Origin of the sequence: Microbacterium sp. PAMC21962 (assembly GCF_019443465.1) — a bacterium.
GTDB classification, from domain to species: domain Bacteria; phylum Actinomycetota; class Actinomycetes; order Actinomycetales; family Microbacteriaceae; genus Microbacterium; species Microbacterium hominis.
Genome location: NZ_CP080381.1, coordinates 193,916 through 213,014 on the forward strand (window position 1 = coordinate 193,916; position 19,099 = coordinate 213,014).

Here is a 19,099-nt window from a genome sequence, read left to right on the forward strand (position 1 = left end):
CGAAACGGCGAGGAGGGGGCAGCATGCCGCTGTCAGAGCAGGAGCAGCGTCTGCTCGATGAGATGGAGCGCCATCTCATGAACAAGGACGCAGATGTGGTCAGCGCGTCTCGAGACGGCCGTTCCCTCAGCTATCGCAACATCGTCTACGGCACCGTCCTGGTGCTCGTCGGTCTCGGGGGGCTGATCGCCGGCGTCTCGTCCGGGATCATCGCCATCGGCGTCGTCGCCTTCCTCGTGATGGTCGCCGGCGTGGTCCTCGCGGCGACCCCGGCCAAGGGCGTCGCCGCGGTGCGCCCGGCGGGAGAGCCCAAGGGTCAGCGCAAGACGTCCGGCGCAGCATCCTCGTCCTCCTTCATGGATCGCATGAACGATCGTTGGGACCGCCGCCAAGACGGCGCCTGACCCCCAGCTGACGTCGCTTCGGCGACGAGAAGAAAGCACCGGCCCATCGGGCCGGTGCTTTCTTGTTTTCGCGGCCCGCTGCGCGACGCTCCCCGCCGTCAGAGGACGCCGGGGAGCGCCGGGGGAGCGCTGCGCCCACGAAACCATAGTCAGGTGGAGGAAAGTGGAGTAAAGTGGTGCGCACCTGGATCGGGCCGGAGGAAGGGGGAGTGGTCGATGCTGTTGGGCACCTACACCCCCAAGCTGGACGAGAAGGGCCGCGTCATCCTGCCGGCCAAGTTCCGCACCGACCTGGGTGACGGTGTCGTGGTCACCCGCGGTCAGGAGCGCTGCCTCTACGTGTTCAGCACGAAGGAGTTCGAGCGGGTCTACGAGAAGATCCGCGAGGCACCGCTGACGAACAAGCAGTCGCGTGACTTCCAGCGCATGTTCCTCTCGGGCGCGAGCGACGAGAAGCCCGACAGCCAGAGCCGCATCACCATCCCGCCGCACCTGCGCGCCTACGCCAACCTCGGCCGCGAACTGATCGTCACCGGTGTGGGTGCCCACGCGGAGATCTGGGACGCGGAGGCGTGGAACGCCTACGCCGACAGCAACGAGGACAGCTACTCGGACATGGAGCAGGAGGTGATCCCGGGCCTCTTCTGAGCCGTGGCCGTGACTCCCAGCCGCACGCCCTGACGCACTTCCCCGGTGTCAGGTCAGGCGGATGGGGATCACGACTCCGGACCACCGACCCGAAGAATCATGAGCTACTCCGAGATCCACACCCCCGTCCTGCTCGAGCGCTGCGTCGAGCTGCTCGCCCCGGCGCTGCAGCGGCCCGATGCCGTGCTGGTCGATGCGACCGAGGGCATGGGCGGTCACTCCGAGGCCCTGCTGGAGCGCTTCCCCGACGTCCGACTGATCGGCCTCGACCGCGACACCGACGCCCTGCGCATCGCGGGGGAGCGGCTCGCGCGCTTCGGCGACCGTGTGACGCTCGTGCACACGGTGTACGACGGGATCGCCGCGGCGGTGCGCGGAGCGGGCGTCGACCGCGTCGACGGCATCCTCTTCGACCTCGGCGTCTCCTCGCTGCAGCTCGACGAGGCCGACCGCGGGTTCGCATACTCCCAGGACGCCCCCCTCGACATGCGGATGGACCAGACCTCCGGGACGACCGCCGCCGACATCGTCGCGACCTACGGGGAGGGCGATCTCCGGCGCATCTTCGAGCGCTACGGGGAGGAGAAGCTCGCGGGCCGCTACGCGCGGGCGATCATCGCGGCGCGCGGCGTCGCTCCCATCGAACGCTCCGGTCAGCTCGTCGACGTGCTCGTCGCCGCGACGCCGGTGGCGGTGCAGCGCGAGGGGCGCGGGCATCCCGCCAAGCGGGTCTTCCAGGCGCTTCGCATCGAGGTGAACGCCGAGCTGTCGGTGCTCGAGCGCGCCCTGCCGGCCGGTCTCGACCTCCTCCGCGTCGGGGGTCGCATCGTGGTCATGAGCTATCAGTCGCTCGAGGACCGGCTCGTCAAGCGCGTGTTCGCGGATGCCGCGGCATCCACCGCGCCCGCCGGGCTTCCCGTCGAGCTGCCCGAGCACGCCCCGCGCTTCCGTCTGGTCGTGAAGGGAGCGGAGCTCGCCTCCGACGACGAAAGGGCGCGCAACCCGCGTGCCACCCCCGTGCGGCTTCGCGCGGCCGAACGCATCCGGGAGGCGGCATGAGCATGTCCGCAGAGAGCACACTCGACCCCTTCGCGGGGCTGCCCGCCCTGCCGTCCGCGCCGCGTCGCGAACCCGCGCGTCGGCTGCAGGCGCTGGAGCAGCCGCAGCCGCGGCGCCGCCCGCGTCTGGTTTACGGCATCATCGCGGTGACCGGCGCCCTGCTGATCGGAGGCGCCCAGATGGGCTTGTCGATCCTGACGACCCAGTCGTCGTACGAACTGTCGACGCTGAGCGACCAGCAGCGTGACCTCGACTGGCAGAAGCAGATGCTGCAGGACAGCATCGCGGGCCTCAGTTCGCCGCAGTACCTCGCCGCCAATGCGGAAGCCCTCGGCATGGTCACCGGCCAGGCACCGACCTATCTGCGTCTGAGCGACAACGCGATCATCGGCACGGCGGCCGGTCTCACCGGCGCCAGCGCCGTCAACGCCCTCAGCAAAGCGGCCGTGGGCAACGCCCTCGTCAGCGGCCAGCCGCTTGTCGGCGATCCGGCCGCCAGCCTCGGCGGCGGCACGACCTCGGTCGTCGACAAGGCGATCGTCGATACACCGACACCCCCTGCCATCGCCGACGGTCTGCCGACCCCCGCCACACACTGATCTCATGACGACACGAGCCACCCGCAGTCCTCGTCGGCGCACCGTCGTCGCCCTCGCCGTCGTCCTGGCGGTGCTCTGCGCCTTCGTCGTGCGCCTCGTCGACATCCAGGTCGTCAACGCGCGCGAGCACATCGACGACTCGCAGGCCTACGCGACCGGAGCCAAGAGCACCCTCTACGGCGCGCGCGGCGAGATCGTCGACGACAACGGCGTCGTCCTCGCCAGCAGCACGACGCTGTACGACGTGCAGATCGATCCGCTCCTCGCCGCGCAGGGCGTCGCCACGGTCGACGCCGACGGCAGGACGATCAAGGACGACGACGGCAAGAACGTCATGACCCCGTGGAGCGAGGTGGCGCCCAAGATCGCGGCGATCACGGGCCAGTCCGCCGCCGACGTGGAGAAGATCGTCGCGGACGCCCTCGCCGCCGACGCGGGCTCCCGATTCGCCTACGTGAAGCGGTACGTCTCCACCGAGGAGTACCGGGCGCTCGCCGAGCTGAAGCTGCCGTTCCTGACCTTCCCGCTCCACCCCGCCCGCACCTACCCCGACGGCGCCGTCGCCGGAAACCTCATCGGGTTCGTCGGCTCGGACGGCACCCCCTTGGAGGGGCTCGAGTCGTTGCAGGACTCGTGTCTGCAGGCCACCAACGGCACCCTCACGTATCAGCGCGGGGCCGACGGGGTCATCATCCCCGGCACCGAGGTCGAGGACCCCGCGGTCAACGGCGGCACGCTGAAGCTGACGATCGACAGCGACCTGCAGTGGTTCATGCAGCAGCTGATCTCCGAGGAGACGGCGCGCTACCAGGCCGACTGGGGCGGCATCATCGTCATGGAGGCCAAGACCGGCAAGATCCGCGCGCTCGCGGAGACCAACACCGTTGACCCCAACGACCCCGGCGCCTCCGACCCCGACAACCGCGGGTCGCGCCTGCTGCGCGTGTCGTACGAGCCCGGATCGACGTTCAAGCCCGTCACAGCGGCGACCGCGATCGAGCAGGCCGGCCTGAGCCCGACATCCACCGTCGAGACGCCCGATCGGATCCGGTTCCCCAACGGTGCCGTGATCAACGACTCGGAGAGCCACCCGACGCAGAACCTCACGCTGACCGGCGGGCTCGTGGAGTCGTCCAACGTGGCGATGTCGCAGTTCGGCTCGCTCGTGAGCCCCGAGGTCCGCTACGACTACCTGAAGAAGTTCGGCGTCGGCGGCGGCACCGCGCTCGACTGGTCGGCGGAGCCGAGCGGCGAGATCCGCGACCCGTCGACGTGGGACAACCAGACCTACTACACGACGACGTTCGGTCAGGCCTTCACGGTCACGCCGACCCAGGTCACGAGCCTCTTCCAGACGATCGCGAACGGCGGCGTGCGGATGCCGGCCCAGCTCGTGGAGTCGTGCACCAAGCCCGACGGCACGGTCGTGACACCGGATCTGCCCGACCCCGTCCAGGTCATCAAGCCGGAGACCGCCGCCGAGGTGTCGCAGATGCTCGAGAACGTCTACGCACAGGGGACGCTCGCCGACGACATCCGCATCCCCGGCTATCGGCTCGCGGTGAAGACCGGTACCGCGCAGGTGCCCGACGGCAACGGCGGGTACAAGGACAACCTCTACATGACGTCCCTGGCCGGTTACGCCCCGGCGGACGATCCGCAGTACGTTGTCTTGACCCTGTTCAACGAGCCGAAGACCAACACCATGTCCTCGGCCAACCGCTCCGTCTTCAAGAAGGCCATGACGCAGGTGCTCACGCACTACCGCGTCATGCCCTCGGGCTCGGACACCCCTCTGCTGCCCGTGACACAATGACGAGACCGCGACGCGCCACCGCGCGTGAGGAACCAACCCTATGATCCGGATGACGCTGGCCGAGGTGGCCGCCGCCGTGACGGGAACTCTGCACCCGGCACACCACGACACTCCTGAGACGTTCGTCGACGGCGACGTCGACACCGACTCCCGCATGATCGGGGCGGGTGACATCTTCGTCGCGAAACCCGGCGAGGTCACCGACGGCCACCACTTCGTCGAGGCCGCCGTCGAGGCCGGCGCGGTGCTGGCGATCGTGGAGCGACGCGTCGACGCGCCCGTCAGCCAGATCGTCGTCGCGGATGCCGTCGCGGCCCTCTCCGACCTCGCGAGGGTGGTCGTGGCCTCCGTCCGTGCCGGCGGGGAGCTGCGGATCGTCGGCATCACCGGCTCGAACGGCAAGACCACCACCAAGAACATGCTGGCGCGCATCCTGCAGGACGAGGGCGACACCGTCGCGCCGCGCGGCTCGTTCAACAACGAGGTCGGCGCGCCGCTGACGATGCTGCGCGTCCGCGCGCAGACCCGCTTCCTCGTCAGCGAGTTCGGCGCCTCCGGACCCGGCGAGATCGCGCGTCTGGCCGGTCTGGTCTCCCCGGACGTGGGCGTCGTGCTGATGGTGGGCCTGGCCCACGCGGGCGGCTTCGGCGGCGTCGAGGAGACACTGAAGGCGAAGACCGAGCTGGTCGAGGCGGTCCGCCCCGGCGGTGTCGCGGTGCTGAACGCGGACGACGCTCGCGTCGTCACGATGGCGGCTGTCGCCGCGTCGCGCGACGTCGAGGTCCGCTGGTTCGGTCGCGGCGCCGCCGCGGAGATCCGGGCCGAGGACGTCGAGGTCACGGCCGCCGGCACGACGTGCACGATCGTGGCCGGGGACGAGCGCTTCCCGCTCCGGCTCCGCGTTCTCGGCGAGCACCACGTCATGAACGCGCTGGCCGCGCTGACGGCCGCCCGCGAGCTCGGCGTGCCGCTGCCGTCCGCCATCGCTCGGTTGGAGACGCTCGAGATCGCGGAGCGCTGGCGGATGCAGCCGCTCGGCTCCGACCGCGTGCGCATCATCAACGACGCCTACAACGCGAGCCCCGACTCGATGGCGGCCGCGCTGCGCACGCTCGCGCAGATCGCGGGCCCGGGCGAGCGGAAGGTCGCCGTCCTCGGCGCCATGAGCGAGCTCGGCGAGTTCGCGGGCGAGGAGCACGACCGCGTCGGTCTGCTCGCGGTGCGGCTGCGCATCGAGCGCATCGTCGTCGTGGGGCGCGACGCGCGCCGCCTCTTCCTCGCCGCCGTCGGCGAGGGGTCGTGGGACGGGGAGGCCGTCTTCTTCGAGACCGCCGACGAGGCGTTCGACTACCTCCTCCACGAGCTGCGCGACGGCGATCGCGTGCTGGTGAAGTCGTCGAACTCCGCCGGGCTCCGGCACCTCGGCGATCGTCTGGGAGAATCGTTCTCGTGAGATCCCTGCTGGCGGCTGCGACGATCTCCCTGGCGTTCACGCTCTTTCTCACACCGCTGTTCATCCGGCTGTTCGAGAAGCTCGGCTGGGGTCAGGTGATCCGCACGCCGGAGAACGTGAACAACCCGAGCCATCAGACCAAGCGCGGCACGCCCACGATGGGTGGGATCGTGTTCATCGTCGGCTCGATCGTGGGCTACTTCGTCGGCACGCTGACCGGCGGAGCGCCGCCGTCGATCTCCGGTCTGCTGGTCATCTGGATGATGGTCGGCTTCGGCGTGGTCGGCTTCATCGACGATTTCATGAAGGTCCGTCAGCAGCGCAGCCTCGGTCTGTCCGGGTGGCGCAAGATCGTCGGCCAGGTGCTGGTCGCGGTGCCGTTCGGCATCATGGCGCTGAACTTCCCCGACGCCCGCGGGGAGACGCCCGCGTCGCCCTACATCTCCTTCTTCCGCGACATCCCGATGCTGTCCTTCCTCGCGCTCGGCGCCGTCGTCGGATGGATCGCCTACCTCGTGTGGATCACCTTCATCTCGGTGGCCTGGTCGAACTCGACCAACCTGACCGACGGCCTGGACGGCCTCGCGACCGGATCCGGGATCTTCACGGTGTCGGCCCTCAGCCTCGTCACGTTCTGGCAGTTCCAGCAGCGGTGCGCGAGCGGGGCGCTCGTCACGGCGTATGTCAACGGCTGCTACCCGACGCCCGACCCGATGGATCTCACGATCATCGCGGCATCCTTCGTGGGCGCTCTCGTGGGCTTCCTGTGGTGGAACGCGCCGAAGGCGAAGATCTTCATGGGCGACGTGGGATCGATGGCGATCGGCGGCGTGATCGCCGCGATGGCGATCCTCTCGCGCACCGAGCTGCTGTCGGTCATCATCGCCGGCGTCTTCATCATCGGCCCGGGCTCGGTCATCCTGCAGCGCATGTACTTCAAGGCCACGGGCGGCAAGCGCCTCTTCCTGATGAGTCCGTTCCACCACCACCTCGAGATGCGCGGCTGGCCCGAGATCACGATCGTCGTGCGGATGTGGATCATCGCCGGCATGCTCGCCGTCACCGGCGTCGCGCTCTTCTACGTCGAATGGCTCTCGGCGCTGTGAGCGGGGTGCGCGACCTGGATGCGCTGCGCAGCTGGCACGCGGACTGGCGTGGGCTGCGCGTCGCCGTGCTCGGCCTGTCGGTGACCGGTTTCTCCGTCGCCGACACGCTTGCCGAGCTCGGCGCCGACGTGCTCGTGCTGAGCGAGACCGCCGCGGAGGAGTACGCACGGCTGCTGCCCGTCATCGGCGCACGGCTGCATCTCGGATCCCTGGGCTCCGTGCCGGATGCCCTCGTCGAGTTCGCACCCGAGGTCGTCATCGCCTCGCCCGGCTTCGCGCCCCACCACCCGATCGTCGCGTGGACCCGCGCGAACGGCATCGCGCTGTGGGGCGACATCGAGCTGGCCTGGCGCGTGCGCGACAAGGTCGTGCGGCCCGACGGCACCCCCGCCGAGTGGCTGCTCATCACGGGGACCAACGGCAAGACGACGACCACGCAGCTCACGGCATCGATGCTCGTCGCGGGAGGGCTGCGCGCCGCCCCGTGCGGCAACATCGGCGTCCCGATCCTCGATGCGGTGCGCGATCCCGGCGGGTTCGACGCGCTGGTCGTCGAGCTGTCGAGCCACCAGCTCTGGTACCTCTCGCTGCAGGAGGGCACGCAGCCCGTCTCCCCGCACGCGAGCGTGTGCCTCAACCTCGCCGACGACCACCTGCAGTGGCACGGGTCGTTCGCCGCGTACCGCGACGCGAAGGCGGTCGTCTACCAGCACACGCGCGTGGCCTGCGTCTACAACAAGTCCGACGTCGCGACGCGCGTCATGGTGGAGGAGGCCGATGTCGTCGACGGATGCCGCGCCATCGGTTTCGACCTCGGTGTGCCCGGCCCGAGCGATCTGGGCATCGTCGACGGCATCCTGGTCGACCGTGCGTTCCTCGACGACCGTCGCACGAGCGCGCTGGAGCTGACCACGGTCGGCGAACTCGCCGCGCACGGGCTGGCGGCGCCGCACGTCGTCGCCAACATCCTGGCCGCGGCGGCGCTCGCGCGGTCGCTCGACGTCGCCCCCGCGGACATCGCCTCCGCTCTGCGCGCCTTCCGCCTGGACGCGCACCGCATCGAAGTGGTCGCGACGGTCGGCGGCATCACCTGGATCGACGACTCGAAGGCGACCAACCCCCACGCCGCCGCGTCGTCGCTCGCGGCGTTCCCCGGCGCCGTGTGGATCGTCGGCGGCGACCTGAAGGGCGTCGACATCGGCGAGCTGATCGCGGCGCGCGGCCCGGGCGTGAAGGCGGTCATCGTGATCGGGGTCGAGCGGTCGCCGATCACCGAGGCGTTCGCGCGACACGCGCCGACCATTCCCGTCTTCGAAGTGGACCACGCACAGACTGAAGACGTCATGGCGGACGTCGTCGCAGCGGCGGCGGAGATCGCCCGTGACGGAGACGTGGTCCTCCTCGCCCCCGCCGCGGCATCCTTCGACCAATTCGACTCGTACGCCGACCGTGGACACCGGTTCGCCCGCGCCGTACAGGCCTGGACGCCACCCGACGCGGCGACGCAGACACCGACCGAGACCGGCACGACAGACGCAGGGGGAGCCGATGACCACGACGACCCCGCCGACCCGTCCGGCCGCTGACGGCGCCGACGACGCGGCGTCCACCGGGTTCGCCGCGCGCGTCTCGTTGGGGAGGGTCTTCGCGCCCGTCCCCAGCGAGTTCCTGCTGATCGCCTCGACGGCGCTGCTGCTGACCGGATTCGGTCTGACGATGGTCCTCTCCGCGACGATGGCGACCGCCTTGGCCGGCGGCCAGAGCCCGTTCGAGGTCGTGATGAAGCAGGCGGTGTTCGCCGTCATCGGCATCCCGCTGATGTTCGTCGCGAGCCGGCTGCCGGTGACCTTCTGGAAACGGGTCGCCTGGCCGGGGCTCATCCTCGCGACCCTGTTCCAGCTGCTCGTGTTCGTTCCGGGACTCGGCGTGGCCAACGACGGAAACCAGAACTGGATCCAGATCGCGGGCTTCCAGGCGCAGCCGTCCGAGTTCCTCAAGGTGACCCTCGCGCTGTGGCTGGGGTACGTCCTCTATCGCAAGCAGACGCTCCTGGGCCTGTGGCGGCACGTCTTCATCCCGGTGGTGCCGGTCGGTGCCCTCGTGATCGGGACGGTCATGGCCGGCCACGACCTCGGCACGGCGATGATCCTCATGGTGATCCTGCTCGCGTGTCTGTTCTTCTCCGGCGTCAAGCTCCGGATCTTCCTGATCCCGCTGATCCTCGTCGTGGGGGCGGCCGGCGTGTTCGCCGTGACCAGCCCGAACCGCATGGCGCGGATCATGAGCTTCCTCGACGTCGACACGCTCTCCTGCTACGACACCACGTGCTACCAGCCGCTGCACGGCGTATGGGGCCTCGCCAACGGGGGGATCTTCGGGCTCGGACTCGGCAACTCCCGCGAGAAGTACGGGTGGCTGCCGGCCCAGTCCAACGACTACATCTTCGCGATCCTCGGCGAAGAGCTGGGGCTCATCGGATGCCTCGTCGTGCTCGCCCTGTTCACCCTCTTCGCCGTCGGCGCGTTCCACATCATCCGCAAGACGCACGATCCGTTCATCCGCATCGTCGCCGGCGGCATCACGGTCTGGATCGTCGGCCAGGCGCTGCTGAACATCGCGGTGGTGCTGCGGCTGGCGCCCGTGCTCGGCGTGCCGCTTCCGTTCATGTCGCAGGGCGGAACGTCGCTGCTGTCCGTCCTGATCGGATGCGGCGTGCTGCTCTCGTTCGCCCGGACGCTCCCGGTCGCTCCGGCGCCCTCGGTCGCGCTGCCCGCCGAGCGCCGCCCCGGCCGCCGCTGACAGGGCTCGACGGTAGGCTCGATCGGGTGACGACCGCCCCGGAATCGACGACGTACCTGCTCGCCGGCGGGGGCACCGCCGGCCACGTCAACCCGCTCCTGGCCGTCGCCGACGGCCTGCGCGAGCGCGACCCCGCGGCCCGTGTCCTCGTCCTCGGTACGAGGGAGGGGCTGGAGGCCCGCCTCGTGCCCCAGCGCGGCTACGAGCTGCTGTTCGTCGACAAGGTGCCCTTCCCGCGCCGTCCCGACCTCGCCGCCGTGCGCTTCCCCGCCGCGTGGACGCGCGCCGTCCGCCAGGTGCGCGCGCACCTGCGGACGCGACGGGTCGATGTCGTCGCGGGCTTCGGCGGGTACGCGTCGGCGCCGGCGTACGTGGCGGCGCGGCGGGAGGGCATCCCGTACGTGGTCCACGAGGCGAACGCCCGCCCCGGCCTCGCCAACATCCTCGGCGCCCGGCGCGCCGCCGCGGTGGGCGCCGTCTTCCCCGGGACGCCGCTGCGCGGCGCGCAGACGGTGGGGATGCCGTTGCGGCGCGAGATCGTCGAGCTCGATCGTGTCGCGGCACGGGCGGAGGCCGCCGCGGCCTTCGGGCTCGACCCGGCGCGGCCCGTGCTCCTCGTCTTCGGCGGCTCGCTCGGCGCCCGCCGACTCAACCAGGCCTTCGCCCAGGCGTGGTCCTCGATCGTCGACGCGGGCTGGCAGCTGCTGCACGCGGCGGGGGAGCGCGACGAGATCGTCGACCCGCGGCATCCCGACTACCGCATCGTCCCGTACCTGGACCGGATGGATCTGGCGCTCGCGCTGGCCGATCTCGTCGTGTCGCGCGCCGGTGCCGCGACGGTCAGCGAGCTGTCGGCGCTCGGTGTTCCCGCCGTGTACGTGCCCTACGCGGTCGGCAACGGCGAGCAGGCGCTCAACGCCGCCGACGCGGTGGCGGCGGGCGCCGCACGGATCATCCCGGATGCCGAGTTCACCGCCGACCGGGTGCGTACCGAGATCGTGCCCCTGTTGGGCGACGGGGCCGCGCTCGGCGCGATGCGCGCGGCGGCCGCCTCACGCTCCGCGGCGGCGCGGGCGGGCACGGCCAACGTCATGGCGATGCTCGACGGCGCGCTGCGCTGACCCCCCCGCTCACCCGTCCCCTCGTGCCGGTATCGCGTCGGCGATGCGGCAGGACGGGACGGACGAACGCGTGTCAGGAGGTCGACGGCGCGTCGCGAAGGGCGGCGCGGGCGAGGGCGAGGGCCTGCTCGGGATCGAGGCGGAGCGCGCGGATCTGCGCGGCGAACGCGGATGCCGCGCGTTGCGCCTCCTTCAGCGCCGCATCGCCCTGCGGAGCGACGAACGTGCCGTTGCGCCCCCGGGTCTCGATCACATCGGCGGCCTCCAGCTCACGGTAGGCGCGTGCCACGGTGCCGGGCGCCAGGCCGAGGTCCTCCGCCAGCCGTCGCACCGTGGGCAGTCGGGCCCCGGGAGCGAGCTCGCCCGTGTCGATCGCGTCGATGAGCCGGCGGCGCAGCTGCTCGAAGGGCGGGACGGGGGATGCCGGGTCGATGACCATCTGCATCCCGCTTTTGTATCATGCAATGTATCAATAAGTCAAGGCCCCGGACCGCCGCGCAGCGCGCCGCAGCATCCCCCCAGGGAGAGCCGACCTAGACTTGTCGAGCCATGATTCGACCCGATCTCAGCCTGCCCATTCCCGAGGACATCTCCGCCGCGCACTTCATCGGCATCGGCGGATCGGGCATGTCCGGGCTCGCCGGCATGTTCCTCGACCGCGGCATCCGCGTGTCGGGCTCGGACCGCGCCGACGGCGCCGCCCTGCGCGCCCTCGCGGCGCGCGGTGCCGACGTGCACGTCGGCCACGACGCGGCGCACCTGCCCGACGACGCCGACACCGTCATCCACACCGGGGCGATCTGGCCCGAGAACCCGGAGTTCCTGCTCGCGAAGGAACGCGGCCTCCACGTCATACACCGCTCGCAGGCCCTGCACTGGCTCATCGGCGGCCGCCGCCTCGTGAGCGTCGCGGGCGCGCACGGGAAGACGACGTCCACGGGCATGATCGTCACCGCGCTGCGTGCGCTCGGCACGGCGCCGACGTTCGTCAACGGGGGAGTGATCGCCGACCTCGGCGTGTCCAGTGCGACGGGATCCGACGAGCTGTTCGTCATCGAGGCAGACGAGTCGGACGGCACGTTCCTCCTCTACGACACCTCCGTCGCCCTCATCACCAACGTCGACCCCGATCACCTCGACCACTGGGAGTCGCGCGACGCGTTCTACGACGGCTTCGTGCGCTTCGGTGACGCGGCCCGCGAGGCGGTCGTCATCTCCGCCGACGACGCCGGCGCCCGCCGCGTGACGGCCGCGCTCGATCACCCCACGGTGGTGACGTTCGGCGAGGATGCCGCGGCCCACGTGCGCGTCAGCGACATCGTGACCGACGGTCCGGTCTCGTTCACCCTCACGCACGACGGCGTCAGCGTTCCGGGCCGGCTGGCGGTGCCGGGCGCCCACAACGCCATCAACGCGGCGGGCGCGGTCGCCGTGCTCCTCACGCTCGGATACGCCCTCGAGCCGGCGCTACGCGCGGTGGAGGGATTCGGCGGCACCGTCCGGAGGTTCGAGCTGCACGGCGTGGAGCGCGGGGTGAGCGTCTACGACGACTACGCCCACCATCCGACCGAGGTCGCCGCGGCGCTCGCGGCCGCGCGCACCGTCGTCGGCGAGGGGCGCATCATCGCGATCCAGCAGCCGCACACGTATTCGCGCACGCAGGAGATGTATCGCGAGTTCGCCGAGGTCCTCGAGCAGTACGCCGATCACACGGTCATGCTCGATGTGTACGGTGCCCGTGAGGACCCCGTGCCCGGCGTGACCGGCGAGCTCGTCAGCGGCGCGTTCCGCGACCCCGCGAAGGTGCACTTCGTCCCCGACTGGCAGGCGGCGGCCGACTACACCGCGACGGTGGCGCGCGCCGGCGACTACGTCATCACCCTCGGCTGCGGCAACGTGTACCAGATCATCCCTCAGGTGCTCGGGGCGCTGTCCGCGACGAAGGCCGAGGCATAGCCGATGCGTCGGCCGACGCCGCTGCCGGCGCCGGAGCAGGACCCGGCCGCCGCGAAGGCGACCGCGGATGAGGTCGACGCGTCGACCGTGCGCCGTGTCGATCCGCCGCGTCGGGGCGAGGATGCCGGTGCCGCTGCCGACCTCGTGGAGGACGCCGATGCGACGGCCCCGCTGACCCCGCTGTGGGTGGGATCGTCCGAGCGTGCGCCGATGTCGACGGTGACCGAGGCGACGCCCGGGTCGACACCCGAGGCCGCCGAGGACGCCGATGCGATCGGCGTGCGCGACGTGTGGTCGGCGGCACGCGCCCGGCGGCGCGCCCTGCGTGCGGAGGTGCGGCGCTTCACGGCGCGTCAGCGCCGCCGTCGGATGATCTGGCTCGGGGTCGGCGCCGCCGTCCTCCTGCTGGTGCTCGGCACGCTGGGCGCCGCGTACAGCCCGCTCTTCGCGGTCGAGAAGGTGAGCGTCGTGGGCGCCTCGACCCTCGACGCCGGAGCCGTCGAGCAGGCGCTGGCCGGCCAGATCGGCACGCCTCTTCCCCTCGTCGACTCCTCGGCCGTCAAAGCGGCGCTCGTGACCTTCCCCCTCGTCGAGTCCTACACGCTCGAGGCCCGGCCGCCGCACGAGCTCGTCGTCCGCATCGTCGAGCGCACGCCGATCGGCTCGATCCCGTCGTCGGCCGGCTACACCCTCGTCGACGCCGCCGGGGTGGCGCTCTCCACGACCCCGCAACCTGCCGCCGGTCATCCCATGCTCTCGGTGGAGGGAGGGCTCTCCTCGCCCGCCTTCACCGCCGTGGGGACCGTCTTCCGTACGCTGCCCACCGACATCCGCGACCAGGTCACCGCGATGAGCGCGACCTCGGCGAACGACGTCACGCTCACCCTGGGCGGCACCGGCACGACCGTCGTCTGGGGCAACGCCGACGATTCCGTGCTGAAGGCCAAGAGCCTCGCGGCGATCATGGCCGCCCGGCCGCCGTCCGAGGTGTCGAGCTACGACGTCTCGTCGGCCACGGCCGTCGTCGTGCGCTGACACGCGGTCACGACGCGTTTCTGCGCGACACGCCCCGTGCCTGGCGGGCGCGGGCCTCGCTGCCGCATACCTTCAATCAAGGAATTGCATACTGAGCAATTCTTTAAACCTCAACTAGAGGTTCAAGGTTTAGCAGTCAGGGTTCGGGACACAATGGAGGCCGGCATGAGCCAGAACCAGAACTACCTCGCGGTGATCAAGGTCGTGGGTGTGGGCGGCGGCGGCGTGAACGCCGTCAATCGGATGATCGAGCTCGGGCTGCGGGGTGTCGAGTTCATCGCGGTGAACACCGACGCCCAGGCGCTGCTGATGAGCGACGCCGACGTCAAGCTCGACGTGGGCCGCGAGCTCACGCGCGGGCTCGGCGCCGGGGCCGACCCTGAGGTCGGCCGCCGCGCCGCCGAGGATCACGCCGAGGAGATCGAGGAGGCTCTCGCGGGAGCCGACATGGTCTTCGTGACGGCCGGCGAGGGCGGTGGGACGGGAACCGGCGGTGCCCCCGTGGTCGCCCGCATCGCCAAGTCGATCGGCGCGCTGACGATCGGTGTCGTCACCAAGCCGTTCAGCTTCGAGGGTCGGCGCCGCCAGAGCCAGGCCGAGGCCGGCGTCGCGAAGCTCAAGGAAGAGGTCGACACCCTCATCGTCGTGCCGAACGACCGTCTGCTGGAGATCAGCGACCGCGGCATCTCGATGATCGAGGCGTTCGCCACCGCCGACCAGGTGCTCCTCGCCGGTGTGCAGGGCATCACCGACCTCATCACCACGCCGGGTCTGATCAACCTCGACTTCGCCGACGTCAAGAGCGTCATGCAGGGCGCCGGCTCCGCTCTCATGGGCATCGGCTCCGCGCGCGGAGCCGACCGGGCGATCAAGGCCGCCGAGCTGGCCGTCGAATCGCCTCTGCTGGAGGCGTCGATCGAGGGTGCGCACGGTGTGCTGCTCTCGATCCAGGGTGGATCGAACCTCGGCATCTTCGAGATCAACGACGCGGCCCAGCTGGTCAAGGAAGCCGCCCACCCCGAGGCGAACATCATCTTCGGCACGGTCATCGACGACACGCTCGGCGACGAGGTCCGTGTCACGGTCATCGCCGCCGGTTTCGACGGGGGCGAACCGCAGACGCGCATCGAGCCGATCACGGCGGCGCGCCCGGCGGCCGCGGCGCCCGTGCTGCCGTCCGTGCCCGCGGAGGATGCCGCGCGCGAGATCGCCGCCGTCGAGGAGAAGCAGCCGGTCACGGTGTCGGCACCGGTCGCCGAGTCGTACGACTCGGTCTACGGCGACGACGACCTGGACATCCCCGACTTCCTGAAGTGACCTCTCTCGCCGAACGCCTGACCGCCCTGGACGCCCGCCTCGCGGACGCGGCCAGGGCGGTCGGGCGCGACCCCGGCGAGATCACGCGGATCGTCGTCACGAAGTTCCACCCGGCGCGCCTCGTGACCGATCTCGCCGCGCTCGGCGTGCGCGATGTGGGGGAGAACCGCCAGCAGGAGCTCACCGCGAAGCGCGCCGAACTCGAGGGCTCCGCGCTGGACGGGCTGCGCTGGCATTTCATCGGGCAGCTGCAGACCAAGAAGGCCCGCGCGGTGCGCGTGGCCTCCGACTGCGTCCACTCCGTCGACCGCGACCGCGTCGCCGACGCGCTGCACGCCGCCGATCCCGAGGGGGCGCCGCTCGACGTGTTCCTCCAGGTCAACCTCACCGCCGACCCCGGCCGCGGAGGCGTGTCGCCGTCGGAGGTCGAGGCCCTCGCCGCACACACCGCCGATCGCTGTCCGTCGCTGCGCGTGCGCGGCGTCATGGGCGTCGCACCCCTCGACGAGGCGCCGGGCGCGGCGTTCGCGCGTCTCGCGGCGGCGGGCGAGACCGTACGACGCGTCGTCCCGGACGCGTCGTGGATGTCCGCCGGGATGTCGGGCGACTTCGCCGAGGCGATCGCCGCCGGCGCGACACACCTGCGGATCGGCACGGCAATCACGGGACCGCGACCGGACCGCGGCTAGCCTCAGACCAGACGAGCAAACGGAGGAATGCGATGTCGAACCCGCTCAAGAAGACCATGGTGTACCTGGGCCTCGCCGACGAGGAAGAGGTCTACGAAGAGCCCGCCGCCGAGACGCCTGCGCGCCGTGAGCGCACGAGCGACCGCCCGATCGAGAAGGCGGCTCCCGTGACGCCCCTGCACCGTCCCGCCGTCGTCCGCCAGCCGACCGCCGGCACCGTCAGCGAGATCCTCACGGTGCACCCCAAGCAGTACCGCGACGCGCAGATCATCGCGGAGAACTTCCGCGACGGCATCCCGGTGATCATCAACCTGTCGCAGATGAGCGACGCCGACGCGCGTCGACTGATCGACTTCGCGAGCGGACTCTCCCTCGGCCTGTACGGGCGTATCGAGCGCGTGACCAGCAAGGTCTTCCTGCTGTCGCCCGAGAACGTCGCGATCTCCGGTGACGGGTCGGTGGCGAACGCCGACCCCGAGTCCGCACCCTTCTCGCAGTAGTCGTGGAGATCGTGCGCCTGGCGGCCTTCGTCGTCGACGTCCTTCTCCTCATCTACATCCTCCTGCTGTTGGCGAGGCTGGTTCTCGAGTACATCCCGATGTTCAACCGTCAGTGGCGGCCGCGGGGCTTCGGGCTCGTTCTCGCCGAGGCCGTCTTCACGCTGACCGATCCGCCGCTGCGGTTCTTCCGTCGGCTGATCCCTCCGTTGCGGCTCGGACCCATCGCTCTCGACCTCGGATTCCCGGTGACGATGCTCAGCTGCTTCGTGCTGCTCACGATCGTCCGGGTGATCGAGCGCCTGTAGCCCCCGTCGCACGCCCCACGAGCGCCGACTATGCTTGATCAGTACGGTTCGCCGATGGCGGGCCGACCGAATCGGCCCGCGTCGTGAGCCCCGAAAGAGGAAACACCATGGCTTTGACCCCGGAAGACGTCGTCACCAAGCAGTTCCAGCACGTGCGGTTCAAGGAGGGCTTCGACCCCGACGAGGTGGATGACTTCCTCGACGAGATCGTCGTCGAGTGGCGCAAGACCATCGCCGAGAACGAAGAGCTGAAGACCAAGCTCGCCGCGTACGAGTCCGGTGAAGCCGCTCCCGCCGAGGTCGTCGAGGCTGCGGTCGTCGAGGAGCCGGCTCCCGCCGTCGTGGAGGCCGTGCCCGCTGCGGAGGCTCCCGCCGCCGGTGGCGTCGCGGCATCCGCCGGCATCATCGAGCTCGCTCAGCGCCTGCACGACGAGCACGTTGCCGAAGGCCAGGCCCAGCGCGACAAGCTCATCTCCGAGGCCCAGTCCAAGGCCGCGTCCATCCTGGCCGAGGCCGAGGCCAAGGGCCGCGACGAGATGGCCCGCCTCGAGGCGGAGCGCGTCACGCTGGAGAGCCGCATCAGCGAGCTGCGCCAGTTCGAGCGCGACTACCGCTCGCAGCTGCGCGGCTTCATCGAGGACAAGCTGCGCGACCTCGACGTCGCCGGCACCACCTCGGGCGCCTCGCCGGTCTCGGCTTCCTGAGCCCGGTGACGGACCCGTCCCCTCAGCACAAGACCCTGAATAGGGCGGCGGCCGGTGCCCTCGTCGCGATCCTCGCGGCGCTGGTGCTGGCCGCCGACCAGTTCACCAAGCATCTGGCTCTCACGTCGCTGCCGTATCAGGAACCGGTGGCGGTGTGGGGCGATGTCCTGCAGTTCTATCTGACGAGGAATCCGGGCGCGGCGTTCTCGCTCCTCGAGGGTCAGACGTGGATCTTCACCGTCGTGATGACCCTCGCTGCGCTGGTCATCGTCTCGCTCACGGTGATGCGCGTGCGCTCCCGTGTCTGGGCGATCGTCCTCGGCCTGCTGCTCGGCGGCATCCTGGGCAACCTCACCGATCGCGTGCTGCGCGACCCGGGGTTCCTGGTCGGTCACGTCGTCGACTTCATCAACACGCCCTGGATGTGGCTCGGCATGAATCCGGCCATCTACAACGTGGCCGACATGTTCATCGTGACGATGATGATCGGTGTCGCCCTGCTCGTGGTCGTCGGCGTGCGCCTCGACGGCACGCGTGAGCGCCGCGGCGACGCGACCGCGCCAGCGGCGTCCGACGCGGATGACGCGCCCACCGGGCTGCGCGAGGACTGATGCCGTCACGCACCCTTCCCATCCCCGACGGTCTCGACGGCGTCCGGGTGGATGCCGCCCTCGCCAAGATGCTGGGGTTCTCGCGCACCTTCGCGGCCGAGGTCGCCGAAGCCGGCGGCGTGCGGATGGACGGGCGCCCGCTCGGTAAATCGGATCGTCTGCGCGCCGGGGGATGGCTCGAGCTCGAGTGGGAAGACCGCCGCGAGCCGGAGATCGTCCCCCTCGCGGTGCCCGACCTCGGGATCGTCTACGACGACGACGAGATCGTGGTCGTCGACAAGCCCGCCGGTGTCGCGGCGCATCCGTCGCTCGGCTGGGAGGGGCCCACGGTCCTGGGCGCGCTGGCCGCGGCGGGCTTCCGGGTCGCCACGACGGGCGCCGCCGAACGCCAGGGTGTGGTCCATCGCCTCGACGTCGGTACGAGCGGCCTCATGGTCGTCGCCAAGACGGAGCGCGCGTACACCGCGCTCAAGCGGGCCTTCAAGGAGCGCGAGGTCGACAAGATCTACCACGCCGTCGTCCAGGGCCACCCCGACCCCCTCGCGGGCACGATCGATGCGCCGATCGGCCGCCATCCCTCCCACTCGTGGAAGTTCGCCGTGACCCCCGACGGCAAGGACTCGATCACCCACTACGAGACGCTCGAGGCGTTCCCGTCGGCCGCGCTGCTGGAGATCCACCTCGAGACGGGACGCACCCACCAGATCCGCGTGCACATGGCGGCGCACCGGCATCCCTGCGTCGGCGATCCGCTGTACGGGGCCGACCCCACCCTCTCGGCGCGGCTCGGCCTGTCGCGGCAGTGGCTGCACGCGCACGAGCTGTCGTTCTCGCACCCCGCCACGACGGAGTGGGTCACGTTCTCGAGCGACTACCCGGCCGACCTGGCCCACGCGCTCGACGTGCTGCGCGGCTGACGCGGGGTCGGACGCCGGTCCCATGCCGACCGGCGTACATGCCGGTGCCTAGCCTGGAGG

The 19,099-nt window shown here is 70.6% G+C and carries 20 protein-coding genes; 19 read left to right on the forward strand and 1 reads right to left on the reverse strand.

Annotation, left to right across the window (positions count from 1 at the left end; translation table 11 throughout):
* Positions 1-23 precede the first annotated feature (23 nt).
* The 10 genes from KY498_RS00900 (at position 24) to KY498_RS00945 (ending at position 11,005) form a co-directional block, all read left to right on the forward strand.
* Positions 24-404 (forward strand): DUF3040 domain-containing protein, encoded by a 381-nt coding sequence (locus tag KY498_RS00900; protein ID WP_191008704.1) that lies wholly within the window; start codon positions 24-26, stop codon positions 402-404.
* A 216-nt stretch (positions 405-620) separates the two neighbouring features.
* Positions 621-1,052, forward strand: a complete 432-nt coding sequence (mraZ, locus tag KY498_RS00905; protein WP_060958759.1) for a division/cell wall cluster transcriptional repressor MraZ — start codon at positions 621-623, stop codon at positions 1,050-1,052.
* Between the two features lie 99 nt (positions 1,053-1,151).
* Positions 1,152-2,111, forward strand: coding sequence for a 16S rRNA (cytosine(1402)-N(4))-methyltransferase RsmH (rsmH, locus tag KY498_RS00910; protein WP_191008703.1), 960 nt, complete (start codon positions 1,152-1,154; stop codon positions 2,109-2,111).
* Positions 2,108-2,710 carry a hypothetical protein gene (locus KY498_RS00915; RefSeq protein ID WP_060958757.1) on the forward strand — a complete coding sequence of 201 codons (603 nt, stop codon included), beginning with the start codon at positions 2,108-2,110 and terminating at the stop codon, positions 2,708-2,710. The genes rsmH and KY498_RS00915 overlap by 4 nt, the downstream gene beginning before the upstream one ends.
* A 4-nt stretch (positions 2,711-2,714) precedes the next feature.
* A complete protein-coding gene (locus KY498_RS00920; protein ID WP_060958756.1) occupies positions 2,715-4,526 on the forward strand; it encodes a penicillin-binding protein 2 in 1,812 nt (603 codons plus the stop codon).
* Positions 4,527-4,566: 40 nt separating this feature from the next.
* Positions 4,567-5,979, forward strand: a complete 1,413-nt coding sequence (gene murF / locus KY498_RS00925) for a UDP-N-acetylmuramoyl-tripeptide--D-alanyl-D-alanine ligase (protein WP_191008702.1) — start codon at positions 4,567-4,569, stop codon at positions 5,977-5,979.
* Positions 5,976-7,085, forward strand: coding sequence for a phospho-N-acetylmuramoyl-pentapeptide-transferase (gene mraY / locus KY498_RS00930; protein WP_191008701.1), 1,110 nt, complete (start codon positions 5,976-5,978; stop codon positions 7,083-7,085). Before murF ends, mraY begins: the two co-directional genes overlap by 4 nt.
* Entirely contained in the window at positions 7,067-8,671 is a 1,605-nt protein-coding gene (murD, locus tag KY498_RS00935; protein WP_191008700.1) for a UDP-N-acetylmuramoyl-L-alanine--D-glutamate ligase, read from the forward strand. The genes mraY and murD overlap by 19 nt, the downstream gene beginning before the upstream one ends.
* Positions 8,634-9,884 (forward strand): putative lipid II flippase FtsW, encoded by a 1,251-nt coding sequence (gene ftsW, locus KY498_RS00940; RefSeq protein WP_101306482.1) that lies wholly within the window; start codon positions 8,634-8,636, stop codon positions 9,882-9,884. The genes murD and ftsW overlap by 38 nt, the downstream gene beginning before the upstream one ends.
* Positions 9,885-9,910: 26 nt before the next feature.
* On the forward strand, positions 9,911-11,005 hold the full coding sequence (locus tag KY498_RS00945; RefSeq protein WP_223848943.1) for a glycosyltransferase: 1,095 nt from the start codon (positions 9,911-9,913) through the stop codon (positions 11,003-11,005).
* 73 nt (positions 11,006-11,078) lie between these two features.
* Here the strand turns inward: KY498_RS00945 and KY498_RS00950 are convergent, their stop codons facing one another.
* On the reverse strand, positions 11,079-11,450 hold the full coding sequence (locus tag KY498_RS00950) for a GntR family transcriptional regulator (RefSeq protein ID WP_060958750.1): 372 nt from the start codon (positions 11,448-11,450) through the stop codon (positions 11,079-11,081).
* Between the two features lie 104 nt (positions 11,451-11,554).
* Here KY498_RS00950 and murC point away from each other — a divergent pair, with 104 nt between their 5' ends.
* The 9 genes from murC (at position 11,555) to KY498_RS00995 (ending at position 19,039) form a co-directional block, all read left to right on the forward strand.
* Positions 11,555-12,961 (forward strand): UDP-N-acetylmuramate--L-alanine ligase, encoded by a 1,407-nt coding sequence (gene murC, locus KY498_RS00955; RefSeq protein ID WP_191008698.1) that lies wholly within the window; start codon positions 11,555-11,557, stop codon positions 12,959-12,961.
* A gap of 3 nt (positions 12,962-12,964) precedes the next feature.
* Positions 12,965-13,996 (forward strand): FtsQ-type POTRA domain-containing protein, encoded by a 1,032-nt coding sequence (locus KY498_RS00960; RefSeq protein WP_191008697.1) that lies wholly within the window; start codon positions 12,965-12,967, stop codon positions 13,994-13,996.
* A 165-nt stretch (positions 13,997-14,161) separates the two neighbouring features.
* On the forward strand, positions 14,162-15,313 hold the full coding sequence (gene ftsZ, locus KY498_RS00965; protein ID WP_060958862.1) for a cell division protein FtsZ: 1,152 nt from the start codon (positions 14,162-14,164) through the stop codon (positions 15,311-15,313).
* Entirely contained in the window at positions 15,310-16,002 is a 693-nt protein-coding gene (locus tag KY498_RS00970; protein WP_191008696.1) for a YggS family pyridoxal phosphate-dependent enzyme, read from the forward strand. The genes ftsZ and KY498_RS00970 overlap by 4 nt, the downstream gene beginning before the upstream one ends.
* A gap of 32 nt (positions 16,003-16,034) precedes the next feature.
* The gene (locus tag KY498_RS00975) at positions 16,035-16,502 is read left to right on the forward strand and encodes a cell division protein SepF (RefSeq protein ID WP_060958746.1); all 468 of its coding nucleotides are present in this window, start codon (positions 16,035-16,037) and stop codon (positions 16,500-16,502) included.
* A gap of 2 nt (positions 16,503-16,504) precedes the next feature.
* Positions 16,505-16,807, forward strand: coding sequence for a YggT family protein (locus KY498_RS00980; RefSeq protein WP_191008695.1), 303 nt, complete (start codon positions 16,505-16,507; stop codon positions 16,805-16,807).
* A gap of 107 nt (positions 16,808-16,914) precedes the next feature.
* On the forward strand, positions 16,915-17,511 hold the full coding sequence (locus tag KY498_RS00985) for a DivIVA domain-containing protein (RefSeq protein WP_060958744.1): 597 nt from the start codon (positions 16,915-16,917) through the stop codon (positions 17,509-17,511).
* Between the two features lie 5 nt (positions 17,512-17,516).
* Positions 17,517-18,122: a signal peptidase II gene (locus tag KY498_RS00990; RefSeq protein WP_174524644.1), complete on the forward strand. Its 606-nt coding sequence runs from the start codon at positions 17,517-17,519 to the stop codon at positions 18,120-18,122.
* Positions 18,122-19,039, forward strand: coding sequence for an RluA family pseudouridine synthase (locus KY498_RS00995; RefSeq protein ID WP_061781712.1), 918 nt, complete (start codon positions 18,122-18,124; stop codon positions 19,037-19,039). The genes KY498_RS00990 and KY498_RS00995 overlap by 1 nt, the downstream gene beginning before the upstream one ends.
* Positions 19,040-19,099: the final 60 nt, after the last annotated feature.

Excerpts from the sequence above, each read along its gene's own strand:
- KY498_RS00900 (WP_191008704.1), top strand. The coding sequence starts at position 24 with ATGCCGCTGTCAGAGCAGGAGCAGCGTCTGCTCGATGAGATGGAGCGC.
- mraZ (WP_060958759.1), top strand. The coding sequence starts at position 621 with ATGCTGTTGGGCACCTACACCCCCAAGCTGGACGAGAAGGGCCGCGTC.
- rsmH (WP_191008703.1), top strand. The coding sequence starts at position 1,152 with ATGAGCTACTCCGAGATCCACACCCCCGTCCTGCTCGAGCGCTGCGTC.
- KY498_RS00915 (WP_060958757.1), top strand. The coding sequence starts at position 2,108 with ATGAGCATGTCCGCAGAGAGCACACTCGACCCCTTCGCGGGGCTGCCC.
- KY498_RS00920 (WP_060958756.1), top strand. The coding sequence starts at position 2,715 with ATGACGACACGAGCCACCCGCAGTCCTCGTCGGCGCACCGTCGTCGCC.
- murF (WP_191008702.1), top strand. The coding sequence starts at position 4,567 with ATGATCCGGATGACGCTGGCCGAGGTGGCCGCCGCCGTGACGGGAACT.
- murD (WP_191008700.1), top strand. The coding sequence starts at position 7,067 with ATGGCTCTCGGCGCTGTGAGCGGGGTGCGCGACCTGGATGCGCTGCGC.
- ftsW (WP_101306482.1), top strand. The coding sequence starts at position 8,634 with ATGACCACGACGACCCCGCCGACCCGTCCGGCCGCTGACGGCGCCGAC.
- KY498_RS00950 (WP_060958750.1), bottom strand. The coding sequence starts at position 11,450 with ATGCAGATGGTCATCGACCCGGCATCCCCCGTCCCGCCCTTCGAGCAG.
- murC (WP_191008698.1), top strand. The coding sequence starts at position 11,555 with ATGATTCGACCCGATCTCAGCCTGCCCATTCCCGAGGACATCTCCGCC.
- KY498_RS00960 (WP_191008697.1), top strand. The coding sequence starts at position 12,965 with ATGCGTCGGCCGACGCCGCTGCCGGCGCCGGAGCAGGACCCGGCCGCC.
- ftsZ (WP_060958862.1), top strand. The coding sequence starts at position 14,162 with ATGAGCCAGAACCAGAACTACCTCGCGGTGATCAAGGTCGTGGGTGTG.
- KY498_RS00975 (WP_060958746.1), top strand. The coding sequence starts at position 16,035 with ATGTCGAACCCGCTCAAGAAGACCATGGTGTACCTGGGCCTCGCCGAC.
- KY498_RS00985 (WP_060958744.1), top strand. The coding sequence starts at position 16,915 with ATGGCTTTGACCCCGGAAGACGTCGTCACCAAGCAGTTCCAGCACGTG.
- KY498_RS00995 (WP_061781712.1), top strand. The coding sequence starts at position 18,122 with ATGCCGTCACGCACCCTTCCCATCCCCGACGGTCTCGACGGCGTCCGG.